General features: G+C 40.8%; 24 protein-coding genes. 12 read left to right on the forward strand and 12 right to left on the reverse strand.

The window, feature by feature from the left end:
• Positions 1-16: 16 nt before the first annotated feature.
• Positions 17-772, forward strand: a complete 756-nt coding sequence (locus tag EHR06_RS11995; protein ID WP_135757219.1) for a diacylglycerol/polyprenol kinase family protein — start codon at positions 17-19, stop codon at positions 770-772.
• 30 nt (positions 773-802) lie between these two features.
• On the opposite strand, the gene lcpA is transcribed toward EHR06_RS11995, so the two are convergent.
• From lcpA to eno, 7 genes are read right to left on the reverse strand one after another with little or no spacing between them, the layout of a single operon-like run.
• The gene (gene lcpA, locus EHR06_RS12000) at positions 803-1,375 is read right to left on the reverse strand and encodes a complement regulator-acquiring protein LcpA (protein WP_135757220.1); all 573 of its coding nucleotides are present in this window, start codon (positions 1,373-1,375) and stop codon (positions 803-805) included.
• Positions 1,350-1,895 carry a DUF4416 family protein gene (locus EHR06_RS12005; RefSeq protein ID WP_135757221.1) on the reverse strand — a complete coding sequence of 182 codons (546 nt, stop codon included), beginning with the start codon at positions 1,893-1,895 and terminating at the stop codon, positions 1,350-1,352. The genes lcpA and EHR06_RS12005 overlap by 26 nt, the downstream gene beginning before the upstream one ends.
• A 27-nt stretch (positions 1,896-1,922) precedes the next feature.
• Positions 1,923-2,924: a YheT family hydrolase gene (locus EHR06_RS12010; protein WP_135757222.1), complete on the reverse strand. Its 1,002-nt coding sequence runs from the start codon at positions 2,922-2,924 to the stop codon at positions 1,923-1,925.
• A gap of 3 nt (positions 2,925-2,927) precedes the next feature.
• Entirely contained in the window at positions 2,928-3,284 is a 357-nt protein-coding gene (locus EHR06_RS12015; protein WP_135757223.1) for a hypothetical protein, read from the reverse strand.
• Between the two features lie 11 nt (positions 3,285-3,295).
• Complete coding sequence (locus EHR06_RS12020) at positions 3,296-3,898, reverse strand: ClpP family protease (protein WP_135757224.1); 603 nt, start codon at positions 3,896-3,898, stop codon at positions 3,296-3,298.
• A 10-nt stretch (positions 3,899-3,908) separates the two neighbouring features.
• Positions 3,909-4,373, reverse strand: a complete 465-nt coding sequence (locus EHR06_RS12025) for an FtsB family cell division protein (RefSeq protein ID WP_207797649.1) — start codon at positions 4,371-4,373, stop codon at positions 3,909-3,911.
• 7 nt (positions 4,374-4,380) lie between these two features.
• Positions 4,381-5,679 (reverse strand): phosphopyruvate hydratase, encoded by a 1,299-nt coding sequence (eno, locus tag EHR06_RS12030; RefSeq protein ID WP_135757225.1) that lies wholly within the window; start codon positions 5,677-5,679, stop codon positions 4,381-4,383.
• 126 nt (positions 5,680-5,805) lie between these two features.
• On the opposite strand from eno, the gene EHR06_RS12035 reads away from it, so the two are divergent.
• From EHR06_RS12035 to EHR06_RS12055, 5 genes are all read left to right on the forward strand, one after another.
• Positions 5,806-6,489, forward strand: a complete 684-nt coding sequence (locus EHR06_RS12035) for a DUF6989 domain-containing protein (protein ID WP_135757226.1) — start codon at positions 5,806-5,808, stop codon at positions 6,487-6,489.
• A 6-nt stretch (positions 6,490-6,495) separates the two neighbouring features.
• Positions 6,496-7,488 carry a UDP-3-O-acyl-N-acetylglucosamine deacetylase gene (locus EHR06_RS12040; RefSeq protein WP_135757227.1) on the forward strand — a complete coding sequence of 331 codons (993 nt, stop codon included), beginning with the start codon at positions 6,496-6,498 and terminating at the stop codon, positions 7,486-7,488.
• 104 nt (positions 7,489-7,592) lie between these two features.
• On the forward strand, positions 7,593-7,973 hold the full coding sequence (locus EHR06_RS12045; RefSeq protein ID WP_135757228.1) for a TIGR04452 family lipoprotein: 381 nt from the start codon (positions 7,593-7,595) through the stop codon (positions 7,971-7,973).
• 108 nt (positions 7,974-8,081) lie between these two features.
• The gene (lepA, locus tag EHR06_RS12050) at positions 8,082-9,887 is read left to right on the forward strand and encodes a translation elongation factor 4 (protein ID WP_135757229.1); all 1,806 of its coding nucleotides are present in this window, start codon (positions 8,082-8,084) and stop codon (positions 9,885-9,887) included.
• A gap of 3 nt (positions 9,888-9,890) precedes the next feature.
• Positions 9,891-10,793 carry a PALP domain-containing protein gene (locus EHR06_RS12055; RefSeq protein WP_135757230.1) on the forward strand — a complete coding sequence of 301 codons (903 nt, stop codon included), beginning with the start codon at positions 9,891-9,893 and terminating at the stop codon, positions 10,791-10,793.
• 71 nt (positions 10,794-10,864) lie between these two features.
• Here EHR06_RS12055 and EHR06_RS12060 read toward each other — a convergent pair whose 3' ends face one another.
• From EHR06_RS12060 to EHR06_RS12070, 3 genes are read right to left on the reverse strand one after another with little or no spacing between them, the layout of a single operon-like run.
• Entirely contained in the window at positions 10,865-11,596 is a 732-nt protein-coding gene (locus EHR06_RS12060; protein WP_135757231.1) for a succinate dehydrogenase/fumarate reductase iron-sulfur subunit, read from the reverse strand.
• Positions 11,596-13,512, reverse strand: a complete 1,917-nt coding sequence (locus tag EHR06_RS12065) for a fumarate reductase/succinate dehydrogenase flavoprotein subunit (RefSeq protein WP_135757232.1) — start codon at positions 13,510-13,512, stop codon at positions 11,596-11,598. Before EHR06_RS12065 ends, EHR06_RS12060 begins: the two co-directional genes overlap by 1 nt.
• Entirely contained in the window at positions 13,512-14,213 is a 702-nt protein-coding gene (locus EHR06_RS12070; protein WP_135757233.1) for a succinate dehydrogenase cytochrome b subunit, read from the reverse strand. The genes EHR06_RS12065 and EHR06_RS12070 overlap by 1 nt, the downstream gene beginning before the upstream one ends.
• Positions 14,214-14,440: 227 nt before the next feature.
• Between EHR06_RS12070 and EHR06_RS12075 the strand changes: the two genes are divergently transcribed.
• From EHR06_RS12075 to EHR06_RS12090, 4 genes are all read left to right on the forward strand, one after another.
• Positions 14,441-15,919, forward strand: a complete 1,479-nt coding sequence (locus tag EHR06_RS12075) for an aldo/keto reductase (protein WP_135757234.1) — start codon at positions 14,441-14,443, stop codon at positions 15,917-15,919.
• Positions 15,903-16,385, forward strand: a complete 483-nt coding sequence (locus EHR06_RS12080) for a DUF309 domain-containing protein (protein WP_135757235.1) — start codon at positions 15,903-15,905, stop codon at positions 16,383-16,385. The genes EHR06_RS12075 and EHR06_RS12080 overlap by 17 nt, the downstream gene beginning before the upstream one ends.
• Positions 16,386-16,389: 4 nt before the next feature.
• Positions 16,390-17,283 (forward strand): alpha/beta fold hydrolase, encoded by an 894-nt coding sequence (locus tag EHR06_RS12085; protein ID WP_135757236.1) that lies wholly within the window; start codon positions 16,390-16,392, stop codon positions 17,281-17,283.
• Between the two features lie 168 nt (positions 17,284-17,451).
• Positions 17,452-17,661: a hypothetical protein gene (locus EHR06_RS12090; RefSeq protein ID WP_135757237.1), complete on the forward strand. Its 210-nt coding sequence runs from the start codon at positions 17,452-17,454 to the stop codon at positions 17,659-17,661.
• 76 nt (positions 17,662-17,737) lie between these two features.
• On the opposite strand, the gene EHR06_RS12095 is transcribed toward EHR06_RS12090, so the two are convergent.
• On the reverse strand, positions 17,738-18,043 hold the full coding sequence (locus EHR06_RS12095) for a PilZ domain-containing protein (RefSeq protein WP_167492297.1): 306 nt from the start codon (positions 18,041-18,043) through the stop codon (positions 17,738-17,740).
• A gap of 466 nt (positions 18,044-18,509) precedes the next feature.
• Here EHR06_RS12095 and EHR06_RS12105 point away from each other — a divergent pair, with 466 nt between their 5' ends.
• Positions 18,510-18,728, forward strand: a complete 219-nt coding sequence (locus tag EHR06_RS12105) for a ribbon-helix-helix domain-containing protein (RefSeq protein ID WP_135757238.1) — start codon at positions 18,510-18,512, stop codon at positions 18,726-18,728.
• Complete coding sequence (locus tag EHR06_RS12110) at positions 18,725-19,123, forward strand: putative toxin-antitoxin system toxin component, PIN family (RefSeq protein ID WP_135757239.1); 399 nt, start codon at positions 18,725-18,727, stop codon at positions 19,121-19,123. The genes EHR06_RS12105 and EHR06_RS12110 overlap by 4 nt, the downstream gene beginning before the upstream one ends.
• A gap of 7 nt (positions 19,124-19,130) precedes the next feature.
• Here EHR06_RS12110 and serA read toward each other — a convergent pair whose 3' ends face one another.
• Positions 19,131-20,354, reverse strand: a complete 1,224-nt coding sequence (serA, locus tag EHR06_RS12115) for a phosphoglycerate dehydrogenase (RefSeq protein WP_135757240.1) — start codon at positions 20,352-20,354, stop codon at positions 19,131-19,133.
• Between the last annotated feature and the right edge of the window lie 60 nt (positions 20,355-20,414).

A 20,414-nucleotide genomic window follows, 5' to 3' on the forward strand; every position in this document is an offset into this window, starting at 1 on the left:
CTCTCGGAAATAGAAAATGAAATCTGAAAAAACTTCTTCCTTTAATTATTTTAGAAAGGCCTGGCATTTACTCGGGCTCATCATTCCTGCCTTCTATTATTTCGATGTATTCCATGGACAATTTTTGTTAGTGTATGCAACTCGTGCTATTATTACGATCCTGCTTGTTCTATGTCTCGGGCTTTTAGTATTACTGGAATGGGCAAGATTCCATATTCCGATCGTACAAACTGTATTCGTAAAGTTCGCCGGTCCTTTATTAAAGGAAGAGGAGAAGTCCAGGATCAACGGAACCTTCCCTTATTTCCTTTCTATTACGTTAGTTGTGTTTTTCTTCCCGCCTGATATCGCGATCCTTTCCTTATTATTTCTGGTGATTGGAGATCCGATGGCCGCTTGGGTAGGAACTCATTTCGGAAAGAACAGATTTTCTAACGGTAAATCCAAAGAAGGGATCTTGGCATTCATTCTATCTTCTACGATCGTGGGTCTTTGGTTTATTTATGTGGTCCAGTCAGGTTCTAAAGAGCTTGGGATCTATCAATTTTCTTCCGGAGAATTTTGGCAGAATATAATTTTAGTGCTGCCTGCCGTTATCGCAGCTGCTGTCACCGAGCTGTACAGCGGAACTTACTGGAATGGGATTGTGGATGATAATCTTCTTATCCCGGTCGTATCCGCAGTCGTTTTGGGATTTTTTGCTTATTTCACTTTGGATTTGAGTATAGGCCAGATCTTCTTAAATCCAGCTCAGATCTTCGAAACATATTAGGAAAATTGAATTTTCTTTTTGCGCAGTGAATTACTGGGTTTTCTCCGCAGGAAGAATATGATACACAAAATCGATCCTGGTTTTGGCGCTACCTTTGATCCCTTTTGCGGACCAGGTGAATTCCAGATCGGTAGGAAAGACGGAATTCTCATAAGGATATTGGCCTAAACGATTTTCCTTTTTCTGTTTTTCCTTAACCATAGAGCCTAGGTAATTAAAAGAACCGATCCAATCTTCTCCGATTTCGAAACCTTCCATCTTACCTTTTACACCTGCAAATTCATACATTGCAAAATAAGTTTCTTGGATCTGTTTTCTTTCTTCGGGACTCATTCTTCTGTTCATTCTAAGAACAAAACCTGGAGTTTCACGAGCATGGAAATACAGATAATTCCCTAATTCTTCCCAAGTGTTCGGCTTTTTCACATTTGGAATATCCACAGAATATTTTTTATTCAATGGAGAAGGTTCTCTGCACACTCCATCTCTCGTAAAATAGTCGCATAGCTCGACATTACTGACGGACAGAACGGAAGGTTCGCAGGCAGCAAATACAAGAAGAGATAAAGATATAAGTTTAACGTTTTTCCAAAGAGCTAACATAAGATTCTCGTAAATTAGTAAAAAAGTATAGAACTTCAGGATGTTTAAAAAATTCCGAGGCGGAACTTTGAGGGATCCATTTTTGTCCCTGGTAAGTGTAAATGATCTCCGCAAATACTCCATGGAACATATAGATCCTATGTAAATCTTCTTCCAAGGAAGCTAAAACCAAATTATAAGGAGTAAGATAACCAGGTAATATTCGAATAGATTCATCCGATTTGCGTAAAGATGTTTGGAATTTAGTACATTCTTTTTGGAGACTTGGAAGTTCTTCTCTGGAAATCCTTCTTTTTAAAGAAAGGATTCGAGTAAATCTTCCGATAGGAGAATCTAAAAAATTCTCGAATTGATGGGTCCATTTTGGAAGTGGTTTGGATTCGTATAATGCCTGTGAAAATGTGTCTTCCGCTTTTTCTTTCAAACGATAATAGGCCTCTTCATTTTCATAGGAAACCACTATAAAGAAAGAAGCTGGAAGAGGTTTTTTGGGTTTGGAAGGGCTCTGTTTGGAATTCACTTGTTTAAGCTGGTTTCAGGCAGCAGATTATAATTTGGAATCGAAATAATCCAGCAGAATTTTAGTAAGCCAACGACCATCCGGAAGATCAGGATTAGGATCGGTCACAAATCCAACATGGCCTCCTTGTTTGGTCAGAATGGTTTTAAGATTAGGAAGTCTGGACCAGTTGATAGAATTCCACTCGAATAACGGGACAACCGGATCATCCTCTGCATGGATTAAAATTCCAGGATGAGTAATGGATTGAATATAATTGATACAGGAATTCTTTTCATAATATTCCATAGCACTAGGATAACCGAAAGAAGGAGCGGTGATCATATCGTCGAAATCGAAAAATGTTTTTATCTTCTTTGAATTCTCCAATTGTAAAGGAGTCAGATCTAAAATACCTTCTTTGATCTTCTTCTTAAAACTGCTGATAAAATGATTTCTATAAAATCTTCCGGAAAGTGAATCTATAAAATCACAATTTTTTGCAAGATCCAGAGGAGGGGAGACAGCGGAAAATGCGAGTGACTTATGATTTCTGGATTCTCCGAAAAATTTTAGGACTAAATTTGCGGAGAGAGAAAATCCGGAGACAAAGATCTTCTTACTTAAATACTCATGGATATAATCCAGAACATCCTGCACATCTTCCGACTGACCGGCATAATACGATTTTCTGGCGAAACCTCTTCCTCTGCCGCAGTTACGCAGATTCATACGAATGACTCCGTATCCTCTTTCCAAAGCGGAGGTTGCGAGAGAAACTAGATAAGAACTTTCCGAATCACCTTCCATTCCATGGATCATGAGTATATAAGTTCCGTTGGAAGGGATTGCACTCTTGCGATATGAAGAAACAGGAGGATTATGTTCTAACCAAAGTTTATCTCCCGATTCTCCGCTTACAGTAAGTAGAATGTCTTCGCAGTAATAAGAGGTCCTAAGAGGATTTTCAGGAGGGAAAAGAGTATTATAAATCGTTTGAGCGTGTTTTCCTGAGACGAATCTTTTAGGTCGAAAATGAGAAGCTTCCATAAATTAACGGATCTCGTTTTCTTTAAAAAACTCTTTCCACTCTTCTTCTTGTTCTTTTTTTAAAGGGAATTTTTTATCTAAGAACTTTCTGAATTTTTTAAGAAAGGTTTTTCCTTTCTCTCTGATCTTTGAATCATCAGGGAACATATCTTCCAGATAAAAATTCAAAAACTCGTCCAGTTCGAAACCGCCCAGATCGGAGAGTAAAATTTTTTCAGAAGTATGTTCCGGATTCTCGAATAATAATTCAGAGAATTCCAGAAAAAGGGAAGGCATTTCTTTTTCGGAAGAAGGAGCTCCTTCCGGGATTGTTTCCAGAAAGGAGCGAACGGTTTCTTCTAAGGAAGAGGGACCAGACAAGTTATATAACCTTAATTTTGTTTAGGGAATTCTATTTTGGTAGCGAGAGTATCTACGATCCCGTATTTGATCGCTTCATCCGCATCCATATAATAGTCTCTGTCCGTATCTTCTTCCAATTTTTCAACAGGATGACCGCAGGCTTCCGCAAGTATTTGATTTAATCTTGCTCTAGTCTTTAAGATCTCTTCGGCGTGGATCTGCAGGTCCGTTGCTGGAGCTACAATCTGTCCACCGATGCTAGGCTGGTGGATCATCACTTTACCGTTAGGCCAAATGGATCTTTTTCCTTTTACGCCTGCAGCTAGAAGAACGGATCCCATAGAAGCCGCAAGTCCCATACATACAGTATGAACTGGAGAAGAGATCATCTTCATTGTGTCGAAGATGGTAAGTCCGGAAGTAACAACTCCTCCGGGACTATTGATATAGAATGTAATTTCTTTTCCTGGATCCGCCATTTCCAGATAGAGTAGTTTGCCTACGATGTCTTTTGCGGATTCATCAGTAACCGCACCCCATAAGAAAATTTTTCTATGGTCGATGAACTTTTTGGAAATTTTGCTACCGGCTAATTCTTCGATTACTTCGGTGATTTTTTCAGTCTCAGACATTCTGGCTCCCTTAAGCAGCGGTTCGTTCTTCCAGTTTCTTCCTCCGTAATTTCCTGAAAACTCCAATAAATACGAAAGCTACAAAGGAAACGTAAAAAAAGCGAAGTAACTGGATCGGAGGGACCGGCATATCACGGTCCGCTCTTAAAGCAATTAGACGGGAGGCGAGGACCGGACGATTCTCCGCTTTCGGTTCTGGCTCCCTAAATTTGATAATTTGTGCGTTTTCGGAGAGAAGATAATACTTTCTGGCTTCTTTCTCCAGGGCGAGCTTATCATCTCGTAGGAGTTTTTGCCTTTCTTCTAATTGTCTATTCTCATACTCCAGTCTCTCCACATCCAAACGAAGACTGGAAAGACTGGTTTCTAGGGTAGAACGTACGACTAAACCTGACTCTCCCAATACCGTGAAGTAAAACATTCCGGAAAGGAAGAGTAAAAGTAAAAACAGTTTGTTCGCCAGATTCATACCCATAAGAAGTTCAGAGATTATAGAATGTATTTCTCCCTTTGTAAACCGCAGAAGAACCTAATTCTTCTTCGATCCTTAAAAGTTCGTTATATTTAGCGATCCTATCGGTCCTGGAAAGGGAACCAGTTTTGATCTGGCCCGCGTTCGTACCCACCGCGATATGCGAAATGGTTACGTCCTCGGTTTCTCCGGATCTATGGCTGATCACATTCGTATATTTGGCTTTTTTAGCCATATCGATGGACGCCAATGTTTCGGACAAACTTCCGATTTGGTTCACCTTGATCAGGATGGAATTACCCACCTTTTGGGAAATTCCCTGAGAAAGTTTTTCTATATTGGTAACGAATAGATCATCACCTACGAGTTGGATCTTCTTACCCAATTTCTCACTTAGAAGTTTCCAACCTTCCCAGTCGTTCTCATCCAGACCGTCTTCAATAGTAATGATCGGATACTTTGAGACTAGATTTGAATAGTATTCCACTAATTCTGCGCTAGAGAACTCTTTATTTCCTTCTCCGCCCAGAACGTACTTTTTCTTGGTTTTGTCGAAAAACTCGGAAGAAGCTGCATCCAAACCCAATAATACGTCTTTTTCAGGCTTATAACCCGCTTTTTCGATGGCTTGGAGAATGACTTCTAATCCTTCTAGGTTGCTTGCCAGGTCAGGTGCGAATCCGCCCTCATCTCCGACCGCTGTATTGAGTTTTTTGGATTTCAGGACCGACTTGAGGCTATGGAAAACTTCTGCCCCAACTCTTAAAGCTTCACGGAAGCTGTTTACTCCCACAGGAAGGATCATAAACTCTTGGAAGTCCACGTTATTGTCCGCGTGGGCTCCACCGTTAATGATATTCATCATCGGAACAGGAAGTTCTTTTGCGAAGTTTCCGCCTATGTATCTGTAAAGTGGAAGTCTAGTATGAGAAGCTGCCGCTTTTGCTACTGCGAGGGAAGTTCCTAAGATCGCATTTGCACCTAATTTGGATTTGTTTTTGGTTCCGTCCTTATCCAACATCAGGGAATCAATTCTGTTTTGGTCGAGAGCGTCTTCTCCAATCAGAACGTCTTTGATCTTACCATTTACGTTCTCTACTGCTTTTAGGACACCTTTGCCTAAATAGCGGGATTTATCTCCGTCTCTTAACTCTACTGCTTCGTATTCTCCAGTGGAGGCTCCGGAAGGGACTGCAGCTCTACCGAATGAGCCGTCTTCCAGTTTTACATCTACTTCTACCGTAGGATTTCCTCTGGAATCCATGATTTCGCGGGCGCGGATCGCCGAAATTTTGGAGGATTGGGACATGTGATTCTTATAATACCTATCTCTTATAGATTTTTCCTGAAATCCTTTTGTTTAGGGGAAATAAATCAAGCGGGAAAAGGAGGAAAAAAGATTGCCTCGGCCGGCTATAAAGATAGAAATCCGTCGATGAAGACCACAGAGAAACATTCTATATTCTTTCATATTTCCTTCACAATACTATGTATCATAGTTCTGTTACTTCCTATCCCTGCCACCAGCGGCTGGAGAATGTTCTTTCTGGTCCTAGTGTATAATATCTCTCTGCCTATTGTTGCGCAGGTCTGGGAACATGATCGTTGGATGGATATTTTCCTTTTTGTTTTGCCTGTAAGTATTCTACAAGTGGTCCCGGATTGGTTCTTATCCAGGGTGCTCGGAGTTTTAGTTTTTCCTGAGGACGGATTTTATAAGATCGGAACTGTATCCGCATACATGGCAGGGCTTTGGACAATCCCGCTTTTTATCATAGTGTATGTTTCCACTCGATTCGAGAAAAGATATCCGGATACAAATCCGATCAGCAAATATATATTAGCTGGAGGAAGCGCATTTGTGATCTTCTTCTTATCCGAAGAATTTATGAGACTGATACCTGTTTGGTATGCGCAGAATGTTTCTATGATCGGTCATACTGCGATCTATGTTCTGTTACCTGAGTTCGTTTTGGGAATATTTGCTACATTCGCATATTTTCATACGGAGCATAAACCTTTTAGAACAAAATTACTTTGGGCGATCCCGACCATGTTCGTATATTTGGGAGCGCTCTCTTTCAGTTATTTATTTGTAGAAGGTGTCTGGAAAGTCTAAAAAAGAATGAAGGTCCTGACCCAAATTTCAGAAATCAAGGACTTACTTTCGGATCGAAATCCGGAAATTTTGAATCTTCCACCTGAGTTTTCTCAAAATGTGGATATCGATCCTTCTGATTCTTATACAATCCAAAATGAATTCAGCGTAGAAGGTAAGGCTACCTTCGAGAATAAAGAATCCGTGATCAAAGTTGGTCCCGTCCAGAATGGTAGATCCGGTTTTAGCTGGAACGGAGTCAGATACGAGCTGGACAGCCTGAAATGTATAAAAGGAAATCATAATATACAATTAGGGGAAGTAAAAGTAATAGAACATCCTCTCGCTTGGATGTTGGCATTTGGAGTGTATGCTGATTTTACTTTGGCTGAATCCAGTTTTCCTACCTTCGATTATTGTGATCGTGTCTATATGGACCATGCTAAAGGAAATTTGAAAAGATTGGATAAAAGAAAAATGATCTCCGTATCTTCTCCATTTGCTTTAGTTTGGGAAAAGGGTTACTGCGTTATAGAACCTCCAGCGAAGGACTCGAAAGGACTTTTGATAGACCACCAAGTTGAATATCCTGGAACTACTGTCGGAAAATCAAGGATCGTTGCAGAACTTACTCCTGAAAATTTTTCTTATTTCGGAGATGCAAGGACCACCGCATTCCGTAACAAAAAAGACGCTGAAAGTTTTTATCAGATTGGACTTGCTGGAGGATTAAAGGATTATCCCTTTACATTGGAAAACGTATTACTTTTAGATGAAGATAAAATTTATAATGTTCGAGATAAATTTAAGGATCCCAGATCCGATTATAATTACGAATTCATCTGTCATGAACTGATAGATATCATTTCCTGGTTACGTTTTGTAGAAGAAAAATATGAAGGAAAATTTTTCGGAAAGATGACAACCTTCCTTTTTGATCATCACAAACAGATAGATATTGCCCAGTTTTCCTGTGATCCGGAGCAATTAGAAAAATACGGGATCAGGATCGGAAATTAATTTCAGGCAAATGATTTCCAAATATCTAAAACTACTTGTAATAGAAACGGTTTCGTTTTAGAAAATCAAAACAGAGTCCAAAATTTTCTTTAAAGAGGTTGCCAATGCGGATCGGAATATTACCGCTCTTATTTATTCTAATGATCGCAGTAAACTGCGTAGCGTTAAACACTACCGGATTAACGAATCGTTATAAAGGAAGCGAGGCAAAGGATAAAATAAAAGATGCGGCGACTGTAGCTGCTCAATTATACGCGATCTCTACAGGCGATTTTACAGGAACCACTTATGTGAATAATATCGTTCTTCCTCCTATTTTGGCAGGAATTAAGCCTAGTGAATACTATGCAAAGGACGATGTGAATGCATGCGTGGATGAGATCAAATTATTTGGTGCTTTGGGCCTTGCACCTACAGTAGGCGTTTTATTCGGACAATGTTCGAACCTACAGCCGGATAATAATGTGTATGGAAATATAAACTAGATTTCCTTTTCATCTGAATCTTCCTCGGTCCTGAAAGGGACCGGGGACAAATTTCCCTCAGTAAAAGGCTTTTCAGGGGGTCCGTCTCGCTGGACTTTGTTTTTAGCAATGTCCGATCGCCAACAATTCATCCGCAATTTCTCGATTATCGCCCATATTGACCACGGTAAGTCCACTTTAGCCGACAGACTTTTGGAAATAGGCAGGATCACTGATGACCGGACTAAAAAAGATCAGATCCTGGACTCCATGGATATAGAAAGGGAGAGAGGGATCACGATCAAGGCGAACAACGCCACATTTAATTATACCGCTGCCGACGGTAATACGTATACGATGAACCTGATCGATACTCCAGGCCACGTGGATTTTACTTACGAAGTATCCAGATCCTTAAAAGCATGCGAAGGTGTGCTTCTTATTGTGGATGCGAGCCAAGGAGTAGAGGCACAAACCTTAGCGAACTTGTATCTTGCGATGGAGCAGGATCTAGCAATCATTCCGGTTATGAATAAGGTGGATCTTCCTGCGGCAGACGTGGAGAAGACTAAACTTCAGATCGAAGACAGCTTAGGTTTGGATGCGGAGAATGCGGTGGCGATTTCCGCAAAAACAGGTCTGAATGTCCAAGCAGTTCTAGAAGAGATCACAAAACAAATTCCTCCTCCTAAGGGAGATCCTAAGGGTCCTCTTAAAGCTCTAATCTATGATTCTTATTTCGATCCTTATATGGGAGTTGTGATCAAGATCAGAGTATTTGACGGCACCGTTAAAAAAGGAGACAGGATCCTTTTGATGAGCAGCCAAAAGGATTTTACAGTCAACGAAGTCGGTATCAAAGGAATTGGTTTAACACCTACGGATTCTCTCACTGCTGGCGAAGTAGGATATATCATAGCAGGTATCAAAAAAGTTTCCGATGCAAGGACCGGAGATACTGTTACCTTATATTCCAATCCAAGTGCAGAAGCAGTTCCAGGTTATAAAGACGCAAAACCAATGGTGTTTGCAGGATTATTTCCTATTATGGGAGAACAATTCGAAGAACTAGTAGATGCGATCGAAAAGATGAAACTGAACGACGCAGCTCTTGTATATGAAAAAGAAAGTTCTGCAGCATTAGGATTCGGATTCCGGGTTGGATATCTTGGACTTCTTCATATGGAGATCGTACAGGAAAGATTAGAAAGGGAATTCAATCTTGATCTGATCACTACCGCTCCTTCCGTAAAGTATACGATCCGAATGAAAAACGGAGAAGTATTCGATATAGATAACCCTTCTAAATTTCCTGATCCGGTTTTTATAGAAGCCACGGAAGAACCTTATGTAAAAGCTTCTATCATTACTCCGAATGAATATGTAGGAAATATCATGTCCTTGGCGATTGATAAAAGGGGGGTCCAGTTGGACACTGTTTATCTTTCTCAGGATAAGGTGCAGTTGACTTACGAGATCCCGCTTGCCGAGCTAATTTTCGAATTTTATGATAAACTAAAATCTCTGACCAGAGGTTACGCTTCCTTGGATTACGAGCCTTGCGGATATAAGGCATCGAGACTCGTGAAAATGGATATTCTGGTAAACGGAGAATCCGTGGATGCACTTTCTATGATCGTTCATACTTCCAAGGCGGAATCCCGTGGTAGAGAGATCATCGAAAAACTAAAAGAGATCATTCCTCGCCACCAGTTCATGATCCCGATCCAAGCCGCGGTCGGAGGAAAAATCCTCGCCAGAGAAAGTATCTCCGCTCTTCGTAAGAACGTAACCGCTAAATGTTACGGTGGAGATATTACCCGTAAGAAAAAACTTTTAGAGAAGCAGAAAGAAGGAAAGAAGAGGATGAAACAGATCGGAAACGTAGAAATCCCTCAAGAAGCCTTCCTTGCAGTCTTAAAAACCGGAGATTAATTTTTGAAAAACTCCGTTTTGCGTCCCCGCAGAACCGGAGTAGATTCCGTTCTCAAAGTACATTCTTCTGAATTATTTATCAAAAGAGAAGATAGGATCTTTTTTTCCCAAGGGACTAAGATCCGAAAACTACTTGGGATTTATAAAAGTTTAGAATCGAAACTCCGATCCGGGGAAATCCAGAAGATCATTCTGCAAGGGAATTTGCATTCAAATGCGATCCTGGCTGGGAGTTTGTTCTTTCGGTTTGTCGAAGTGCCTACAAAAATCCTGGGATATTCCAGGGATCCCGAGCTGATTACTCCTGCTTCTATCATTTCTAAAAGGTTTTCAGAGCTGGAATTGGTTCTTACGAGGAAAGAGTGGGAGAAATCTGTCGAAGATACTACAAAATCCCTTCCTTCCAATGAATTTCTGATCCCGGAATATCTATTCACGTCCTTCGCATTAGAAGGTCTCTCTTCCCTCTGGGAAGAAATAGATCCGACTCATTACGATCGAGTGGTCTTAGACGTCGGTTCAGGACTTACTTGGATTTCCGGAAATCTATGGGGAAAACTTCCGATTACCGGGATTTGTCTAGGTATACAAAAGGAGAAGTTTGAGCCTTGGATAGGCTCTTATTTGTCGTCACTTCGACTTCCAATATTAGATCTCCCTTACGAAAACCTAATCGATCCAAAGGAAAAGTTAGAAGCTGATTTCTCCTACGGCAAAAAAGGAAACTTCTGGCTAGAGAAATCTAAAGAATACCAAAAACGATTCGGGATCTATTTAGAGCCGATATATGCCGCTAAGTCTGTTAGTATTATTGAATCTATGATGGAAAAAAAAGAATTGGAAGGTAGGATTTTGTATATTTACCAAGGAGGAATCTTGCAAGGAGGGACTTCTTCTATTCTTTAATTCCTTTTTCTAAAAACAAAAAAGGCCCTCTTTCGAAGGCCTTTTTCTCAATCAAAACTTATCCTAAATTCTTAAGAAAGAATAAACTCCTTATTCAGAACTCGGATGAAATCCCGTTTGATATCTTTAGGACAAGCAGCTTCGCACTCGTACTGGTTTGTACAGTTTCCGAAACCTTCTTTGTCCATTGCGTTTACCATGTTTTTTACGCGTTCTTTTTTCTCCACCTGGCCCTGAGGAAGTAGCGCAAGATGAGAAACTTTTGCAGAAACGAATAACATAGCAGAAGCATTTTTACAAGAAGCTACACAAGCACCGCAGCCGATACAGGTCGCTGCGTCCATTGCAACGTCTGCATCCTTTTTAGGAATAGGCAGAGCGTTTGCATCGGGAGCTCCTCCGGTATTGATACTAACGAATCCTCCCGCTTGGATGATCCTGTCGAAACCGCTGCGATCCACTACTAGGTCTTTTACTACCGGGAACGCTTTCGCTCTCCATGGTTCCAAGTAGATAGTGTCTCCATCTTTAAAACTTCTCATATGAAGTTGGCAGGTGGTCACACCAGGAAGAGGACCGTGAGCCTCTCCGTTGATCATAATATTACAAGAACCGCAAATACCTTCTCTACAATCATGCTCGAACGCAATCGGATCATCTCCTTTTACGATCAGGTCCTCGTTAACTACGTCTATCATTTCCAAGAAAGACATATCGGGAGAAATCCCTTTGGCATCGTAATTTACGATTTTGCCTTTCTCTTTTGCGTTTTTCTGTCTCCAGACTTTTAGTTTGAGGTCCATTATTTGTAGCTCCTCGTTGCGAGTTTAATATTCTCGAATTCCAGTTTTTCTCTGTGTTCGGTAGGTTTTGCACCTACTCCTTTCCATTCCCAAGCAGTCGCATGACAAAATTTATCATCGTCACGTTTTGCTTCTCCGTCATCCATCTGGTGTTCAGTGCGGAAATGGCCTCCACAAGATTCTTCTCTTGTAAGAGCATCTAAGCATAGAAGTTCTCCGAACTCTAAAAAGTCCGCAACTCTTCCCGCTTTTTCCAAGGATTGGTTTAGCTCAGCACCGGAACCTGGAACGTTTACATTCTGCCAGAATTCTTCTCTGATCTGAGGGATTTTTACGAGAGCTTCTTTTAGGCTCTTCTCATCCCTTGCCATTCCACAATTATTCCACATGATCTTTCCAAGTTCTTTATGGAAAGAATCAACAGTTCTTTTACCTTTGATGGAAAGGAATTTGTTGATCTGAGAATTTGCGTCTGTCTCAGCCTTTTTGAATTCAGCATGGTCAGTGCTAGGAGTTTTTCCGAATCCAACTTCTGCCAGATAATTTCCGATCGTGTAAGGAAGAACGAAATATCCATCCGCAAGACCTTGCATCAATGCAGAAGCCCCAAGTCTGTTCGCTCCGTGGTCAGAGAAGTTTGCTTCACCGATCACGAATAAACCTGGAAGATTACTCATCAGGTTATAATCCACCCAAAGTCCGCCCATTGTATAGTGAACTGCAGGGTAAATTCTCATCGGAACTTTATAAGGATTTTCTCCAGTGATCTGCTCATACATTTGGAAGAGGTTACCGTATCTTTCCGCGATTGTATGTTCTCCCAAACGATTGATCGCAGAGGAGAAGTCCAGGTATACACCTTGGCCTCCCGGTCCTACGCCGAATCCAGCATCACAAACTTCTTTTGCAGAACGGGATGCTATATCTCGAGGACAAAGGTTTCCATAACTTGGATACTTTCTTTCTAAGTAATAATCTCTTTCGCTCTCAGGGATATCCGCAGGGTTACGAGTATCTCCCTGTTTTTTAGGGACCCAAATACGTCCGTCGTTTCGGAGAGACTCGGACATCAAAGTCAATTTGGACTGATGGTCTCCTGAAACCGGGATACAAGTAGGGTGGATCTGAGTGTAACAAGGGTTAGCCATGAAAGCTCCCTTCTTATAAGCGCGGAAAGTAGCAGTGACGTTAGAACCTTTCGCGTTTGTAGAAAGATAGAATACGTTACCATATCCACCGGAAGCAAGAACAACTGCGTCCGCAGAGTGAACTGTTATTTGACCGGTAACTAAGTCTCTGATCACAACACCTTTTGCATGACCATCGATCACAACTAAGTCCAACATCTCAGTTCTAGGATACATCTTCACATTTCCTAAACCTATCTGTCTGGAAAGTGCGGAATAAGCTCCTAATAGAAGCTGTTGTCCAGTTTGACCTTTAGCGTAGAATGTACGGGAAACTTGTGCTCCACCAAAGGATCTATTATCCAAATGTCCGCCGTATTCTCTTGCGAAAGGAACACCCTGAGCCACGCATTGGTCGATGATGTTTGTGGAAACTTGAGCTAAACGATATACGTTCGCTTCTCTCGCTCTGAAGTCTCCACCCTTGATAGTATCATAGAACAAACGATAAACAGAATCACCATCGTTTTGATAGTTTTTCGCCGCGTTGATACCACCTTGAGCTGCGATCGAGTGAGCTCTACGTGGGCTGTCTTGGAAGCAGAATGTTTTAACATTATATCCTAATTCCGCTAATGTAGCAGAAGCGGAACCGCCTGCGAGACCGGTTCCGATTACGATAACCGTATATTTTCTTTTGTTAGCCGGGTTAACTAATTTGATATGGGATTTATAATCGTCCCATTTTTTTTCCAAGGGACCCGATGGGATTTTGGAATCTAAACTCATTATTGCGCTCCTGGAACTTTCACGAAGTTGAGAAGAATGGCAACCGGCATGGAAACATTGCCGATGAAGATGGTTAAAGCGTAGAGGATCGCAAATGCGTTCGTCTTAGGCGCCCAGAAAGTTGTATTAAAACCGAGGGTTTGGAAAACACTCGTAACTCCATGACGAAGGTGAAACGCAAGCAAGGTCATCGCTACTATATAGGAAATAGAAACATAAACATTCTTAAATCCTAAGACTACCATGGAGTAGACGTCATGTCTTTGGCTGTCCCCGATCGTTTCTTGGAGTGCGAAGTTTTCAGGTTGGATCTTGCCTATGGTAAAATGAAGCAAATGGTATATTACGAAAGCTAATAATACGGAACCTGTCAAAGCCATATAGCGGGAAGACAAAGTAGCTTGGATCGTACTTTCTTTTACATAACTAACCGGTCTTGCCTTCTTGTTTTCAAGCGACAATTTCAGAGCGTAGTAAACGTGTAATACGAATGCTAACAAAAGAATTCCGCGGGCCAGCCATAATAGTCCGCCTAATTTGTGTAAGAACTCAGCGTAAGTGTTAATCTTATCCGGCTCTTGGAAGATCTGGAGGTTCCCCAGCATGTGTACGAACACAAAGCCGAAGAGAATGATTCCGGTAATCGCAACGATAGTCTTTCTACCGATGGACGACCTTAGATATCCAGCTTGAAAATCCATTCAAAATCTCCTGTGAGGATCATGGGAAGAAGTCATCGATTTGTTTGAGGAAGGGAGCAAAAACGAAAGATCGAATTTAGAATCCCTCTACAAAGTAGGATAAAAAATCAGGTTCAGACGAAAAGCACTTTTAAACTAAAAGACAAAAAATGGACATTTGCCGAGGAATATTTAGACTTGGTCTCATTTAGTGTAATAGTGCGACGCGAAAATTCAAAAAACCGCAAATGATTTCTAAGGATCCGTTTCAAACTTTGTATAGAGAGCCCCTTCACGAGGGGAGAAAGGAAAAATTCTCCCCGGGAAAAAAGGGAGAAGGACTCGGCTATTTTTTATTCAGGGAACTCAGGCTTTCCCGAATCGCGTTCGGTGGATATAGGATCGGGCTGGAAGATCCGGAACATAAGGAAGCACTTCAATTTGCTCTCCATTCCGGAGTGAACGTTATCGACGTCTCAGCAAATTACGGAGATGGAGAGGCCGAAAGTTTAGTAGGCAAGGTCCTGGAAGAAAATTTCAAAAAAAGACATCTTCACCGAAAGGAAATTTTTTTAGTCACTAAGGCCGGATACATCCAGGGAAAAAATATGAAACTCGTGGAGTCCAAAGAAAAGGAGAAGGACCAATTCCCGGAAATCACTTACTACCAACCAGGTTGTTATCATTGTATCTCTCCTGAATTTTTGGAAGACCAATTGGAAAGATCCAGAAAGCGTCTGGGACTTTCCACTATCGACGCATTCTTATTGCATAATCCTGAATATTTCCTGAGTCATTCCGAGAAGAATGGAGTTCCGAAAGAAGAAGCCCAAGCAGAATACTATCGTAGGATCAAAGAAGCATTTCTATTTTTAGAGAAGGCAAGAAAAGAAGGAAAAATCCAATTCTACGGAATTTCTAGTAATACATTTCCTTTGCCAGAGGGGGAATATACACATACTTCTTTGTCGAAGTGCCTACAAATCGCGGAGAAAATTGCAGGAAAAGAAAACGGATTCGCAGTGGTCCAGTTCCCAGCGAACTGGTACGAGGATGGATTCCTGAGGAATCGGTCGGAAGGCAAGACTCTACTCGAAATCTGTAGTAACTTCGACCTTCTTCCGCTCATCAACCGACCTCTTAACTCATTCCAAGCAGGAAAAGGAATGGTCAGGCTATCTTACACTCCTCAGAGCCAAGCCCCGGATCAGTCGAAGATACTACAAATCCTAGAACTCGAATCCTCTCTTCTCGAACCACTTTCTCTCAATCCGAACCGGAATTCCCTTTCCAAACTATGGCAAACATACGGGGAGAAGGTCCGCTCCGAAGAACAATTTCAGGTCCTTCTACAAAAATCCTGGATCCCGATCTTAAGAGCAGTCATCGACGAAGTATATTCTGAAAAAGGAAAAGAATCCGCAGAAGAATACTTAAGAGTTCTGAACACAGCGCTTCCATTATTGGAAGAACAAATACGAATCCGCTCTTCTGAAAATTTATCCGGACTATACGAAAGCCTGGCCTCTCGATTCCATCCAAATGGAGAAGCACCCGAAAGTTTATCTTCTCTTATGGTATTTCATTTGGCTTCACTTTTGGAAAAGGGAACGGTTCTTCTAGGAATGAGAAAAAGAAAATATGTACGGGACATTCTTCCCATCTTCAAAAAAGAACTACCTAAAATTCCAAGATCAGAATGGGGAGAAAATGGAATTCGATCCTGAAATACTCTTCATATTAGAAAAAGTGAAACAAGGGGACGCGGACGCAAGTTTCGGCTACGCCTGGGAAGAAGGAAGAAAACTTTATCTAAAAGGAAGATACTTCGAATTACACGAAGTATTCGAATTCCAATGGAAGAAGGAAACGGGAGGAAGAAGGCTATATCTACATGGGTGGATCCAACTTGCTATTTCCTTGAATAAAGTTTTTGTAAAACCGAATATACGCGGATCTAAAATGCAGGCCGAGAAGTCCAGGGAGAAGTTCTTAAAACTTTCCGAAACAGGAGAACTTTCCCCACTCGGCGAAAACGAAAACGGCCGCATAATCTCTTATTTAAATAAACTTTTAAGCAATTTTCAAAGCGAAGAAAGTTGGGACCTCGAACGAATTAAAGAACTTTCCGTACCTGAAATGAAAGAAAACGTAAAGGAATTGTTTTCAAGATCTGTTTTTCCGGCAAAATGACCCTATGGAAGTTTCGGATCCTCAAAATAGAAATCAAGAAAGTGGATTTTTTGAATCAGGTGGATATAAACTCCATTATACAAAAAGAGATAATGGAAAGGGAAGAGCATTACTTTTACTCCATGGATTTATGGATTCCTCCCAAACCTTTTTGTTCCAGGAAGAATATTTATCCAAACATTTCGATCTATATCGTTTCGATTATAGAGGACATGGGGATTCGGAATGGTTGAGAGAAGGTTTCTATCATTTCATGCTTCCTTTGGTGGACACCACAACATTCATCCAAAAATTTCTTCCCGAAAAATTCCATATACTCGGCCATTCTATGGGAGGAGGATTAGGTTCTAGAATTGCAGGACTCTATCCGGATAGAGTTGAAAGTCTTATATGTCTGGAAGGATTTAGTTCTCTCCAAGATCCTGAAAAGGAAAGAAGAAGGTTCCTTGGATGGTTGGAAAATTGGGAACTAAGTCTTGCGGGAAAAGATAGAAAACGCCAAAAAAATTTCAAATCTGTAGAAGATGCTGCAGCAAGGCTTGCACCCATCTATCCAAGACTTCCTAAAGAAAGGCTTCTCAAAATTACGGAAACATTAACAAAACCGGCAGAAGAAGGCGGATATATGTGGAAGAGTGATCCTTCTTACAAAAACGGTCCTCCAGTGTTCTTAAGTCCTCAATTCACTCGACATCTTTGGCAAACAATAGCATGTAATGTTCTCGTAGTCTACGGACAGAAAACACATCTTGCACTCGACGATAGTAAAGAAGTATTTTCTCATATTAGGAATTTGAAATATATTGAAATAGAAGATGCAGGCCATAATATGCATCACGATCGTCCGGAAGTCCTTGAAAACATTCTCGAGGAATTCTACGTAACAAATTTGAAGTAAACGGATTTTAAATACATATCGGTGTCGGATAACGTATTTTTTATTCACACATGTTTAGTACCAAAAATTCCGAGACATAAAAAATTTTCCTGACTATTTCCAAAAAAAACTTGTACTTTTATAGTACCGGAATAGTTTTCCTCCAACGTTTTGTAGTTAGGGGCGAACATGGTAAGCAGCAAATTTAAAGAGCAAATGGAAAGATACGTGAACTACCGAGGAATAGACATCATTCTTCATTTAAAAGACGGTTCTATCATCGAATTGGATAAAAATAGAAGACTCGTAGGCGAAGAGATCGTGTATTTCCCGCAAAAAGCGAATCCTAGCACAATTTCTCTCACCATGATCCAAAAAGCGGATCTATTCGTCGCATAACCAAAACGACGAAATCCTTTTAACAAAGATCAAAACGACACCGGGACATCCCGGTGTTTGTTTATAAAAACCTTAATTAAGCTAAGGTTTGGATCAGTTCTTCGATCTCTTTGATCTTATCAAAATCCTTTTCGGTGTAATTCAAGAACACATCATATTCCGCATCGGAAACACGATCGCACTTGATCACTTTCATAGGAATATCGATGGAACCGGAGACACTGATCGTTCCTACTTGCAAGGCCAGGTTGGTTCCTGGCTCCAAAGGAACCTCGGTCCTATGCACGATTCCTACGAGCACATTTTCAGCAATTCTCAGCTTAGAACTTTCTAAAACTTGAAAGCCTACGTTAAGTGTGGAGGGGATTCTATTGTATTTCATGGCGGTTTTCCTCCCGGTTTTTCTAAAAAGCTTAGATTAAGTCGCTTACGTTCCGATTAAGATCCTTTTACGATCCTGAAATAATTGGCTGAATAGGCGAATTATCTTATTTAAAGCAATTTCTATACCAGTAATCCTATATTCAACCTCGGACAAAAAGAAAATCGTGCAATGCACTAAAATATTAAGTCCCTTTCTAATATAGCGAACATACTGTGAGGTTTAGCGGAGAAGGAGCCGGATCTTGCAGGGATTCGAGACTCGAATCTCCTTATTTTGTCGAAGTTACTACATGGCAGATATTTCCACCAATCCAGATCATTCTTCTATTTTGCTAATTTATTAAGCGAATTGGCAGCATTCCATTCTCTCTCGGAAATTTTTTATTCCGGAATCACTTTTCCTCTTTCCCTTCTTTCTTTTTCTTGCTTTTCTACTGTCATACTTTGTATTACAGGGGTCTGAGATGAGAAAAGTGGTCTCGGTTAGTTTAGATGAGGAATTAGAATCTATGTTACTTAAAAGCGCACGTAGACAAAAAGTTTCCAAAAGTGAAGTGGTCCAAGCTGCACTGAAACAATATTTCTTCTTAACCGAAGCAAAACGTTTCCGTAAAAACCTGAAAAGTTATGCGGAAAAAGCGGGATATCTCAGCGAAGAAGATATCTACAAAGATATCTCTTGAAGATCGTTCTAGATACAAACGTACTTCTTTCTAGTTATTTATTCCAAGGTTATACTGCAGAGGTGTTCGACCATGTTTGGTTGAATCACGAGATTGTATTGTCCGAATGGATTCTTGCAGAATTTAGAGAAGTATGTTCTCGCAAATTTAAGATCAAAGATATTGAGATCCGAGAAGTTTTAGATCATCTTAGGGGAGGGGCAAAGGTTTATCAACCCAAAGGTTCTCCTCCGAAAATTTGTTCAGATCCGGATGATGATAATATTCTTCATATTGCGGAATTTTCTAAGTCGGACTGGATCTTGAGTGGAGATTTCGATCTTCTGAAATTAAAACAGTTCCAGAAAATCGAAATCATTTCTCCCAGAGAATATAAACTGAAGTTTTTGGTATGAGCGTAAATCAGTAAAGAATTCTGGTTTTGATAGAACCAGGATGTCTTTCTATTCTTTCTTTCAATTCATCTCCCACGCTCATATTGATTACCATGGAGAGATAGCCGATTTCTGCGCTGGTTCCTAAATGTTGGGAGCTGATATTTGCCCCGATCTCAGAAACCATGCTGTTAATATCCTTTAAGAATCCAGGTTGGTTTTTGTGAACATTCAGAATTCTATACATTCCCTGAGGGATCGGATTCAATTCTATATTCGGGAAGTTCACTGCAAAAGTAGTGGAACCGTTATTTACAAATTTCAAAAGTTTAGAAGCAACTTCTGTTCCGATATTTTTCTGAGCTTCTTCCGTAGAACCGCCGATATGAGGGGTCAATATTACGTTTTGCAGATTTTGCAAAGGAGTAATGAATGGATCACTATTGGATTCAGGCTCTTGAGGAAAAACATCCACTCCGGCGCCTGCGATATGACCAGACTTAATTGCCTCGGCCAAAGCTTCCAGATCTACAACCTTTCCTCTGGAAAGATTGATTATATAAGCTCCCTTTTTAGTGGCCTTGATTTCCTTAGCGGCATAAAGATTTGTCGTTTCAGGAAGTTCAGGCACATGGAAGGTTACAAAATCAGAAATAGAAAGTAATTCTTCATAAGAATTGATAGGGGTCGCATTTCCTAAAGGAAGAACCGTTTGTGTATCATAATAGACCACTTTCAAACCCATTGCTTCCGCAAGTACGGAAACCTGGCTTCCGATATGGCCGTAACCTACGATCCCAAGAGTTTTTCCTCGAACCTCGAAACAGTTCTTAGAAATTTTATTCCAGATACCTGCATGAGTATTTCGGATATGATCCGGGACCCTTCTGGCTAACATTACAACTTCTGCAATTACAAGTTCTGCAACTGAACGTGTATTAGAGTAAGGCGCGTTGAATACTGGGATCCCTTTCTTCTCCGCTTCCGCTAAATCCACTTGGTTTGTCCCGATACAGAAACAGCCTACGGTCATAAGTCGTTTCGCCTTGGCTAAAACAGGTGCGGTCAGATTGGTTTTACTTCGGATCCCCAGAACATGAATGTTCTCGATTTCTTTCGAAAGTTCGTCTTCGCCCAGTGCTTGGGGGAGAAGGCGGACATTAAAACCGTCTTTTTGAAAGAGTTGGAATGCGTCTTGGTGTACATTCTCTAAGAGGAGGACGTTTATCTTTTCTTTCGGGTAGGAAATCATAGTTCTATTACCATGGAACGTATCCTTGGCTTCTCTGAAAACGGATTTTTTACTTCACCT

The sequence above is a fragment of the Leptospira dzoumogneensis genome, assembly GCF_004770895.1.
Lineage (GTDB): Bacteria > Spirochaetota > Leptospiria > Leptospirales > Leptospiraceae > Leptospira_B > Leptospira_B dzoumogneensis.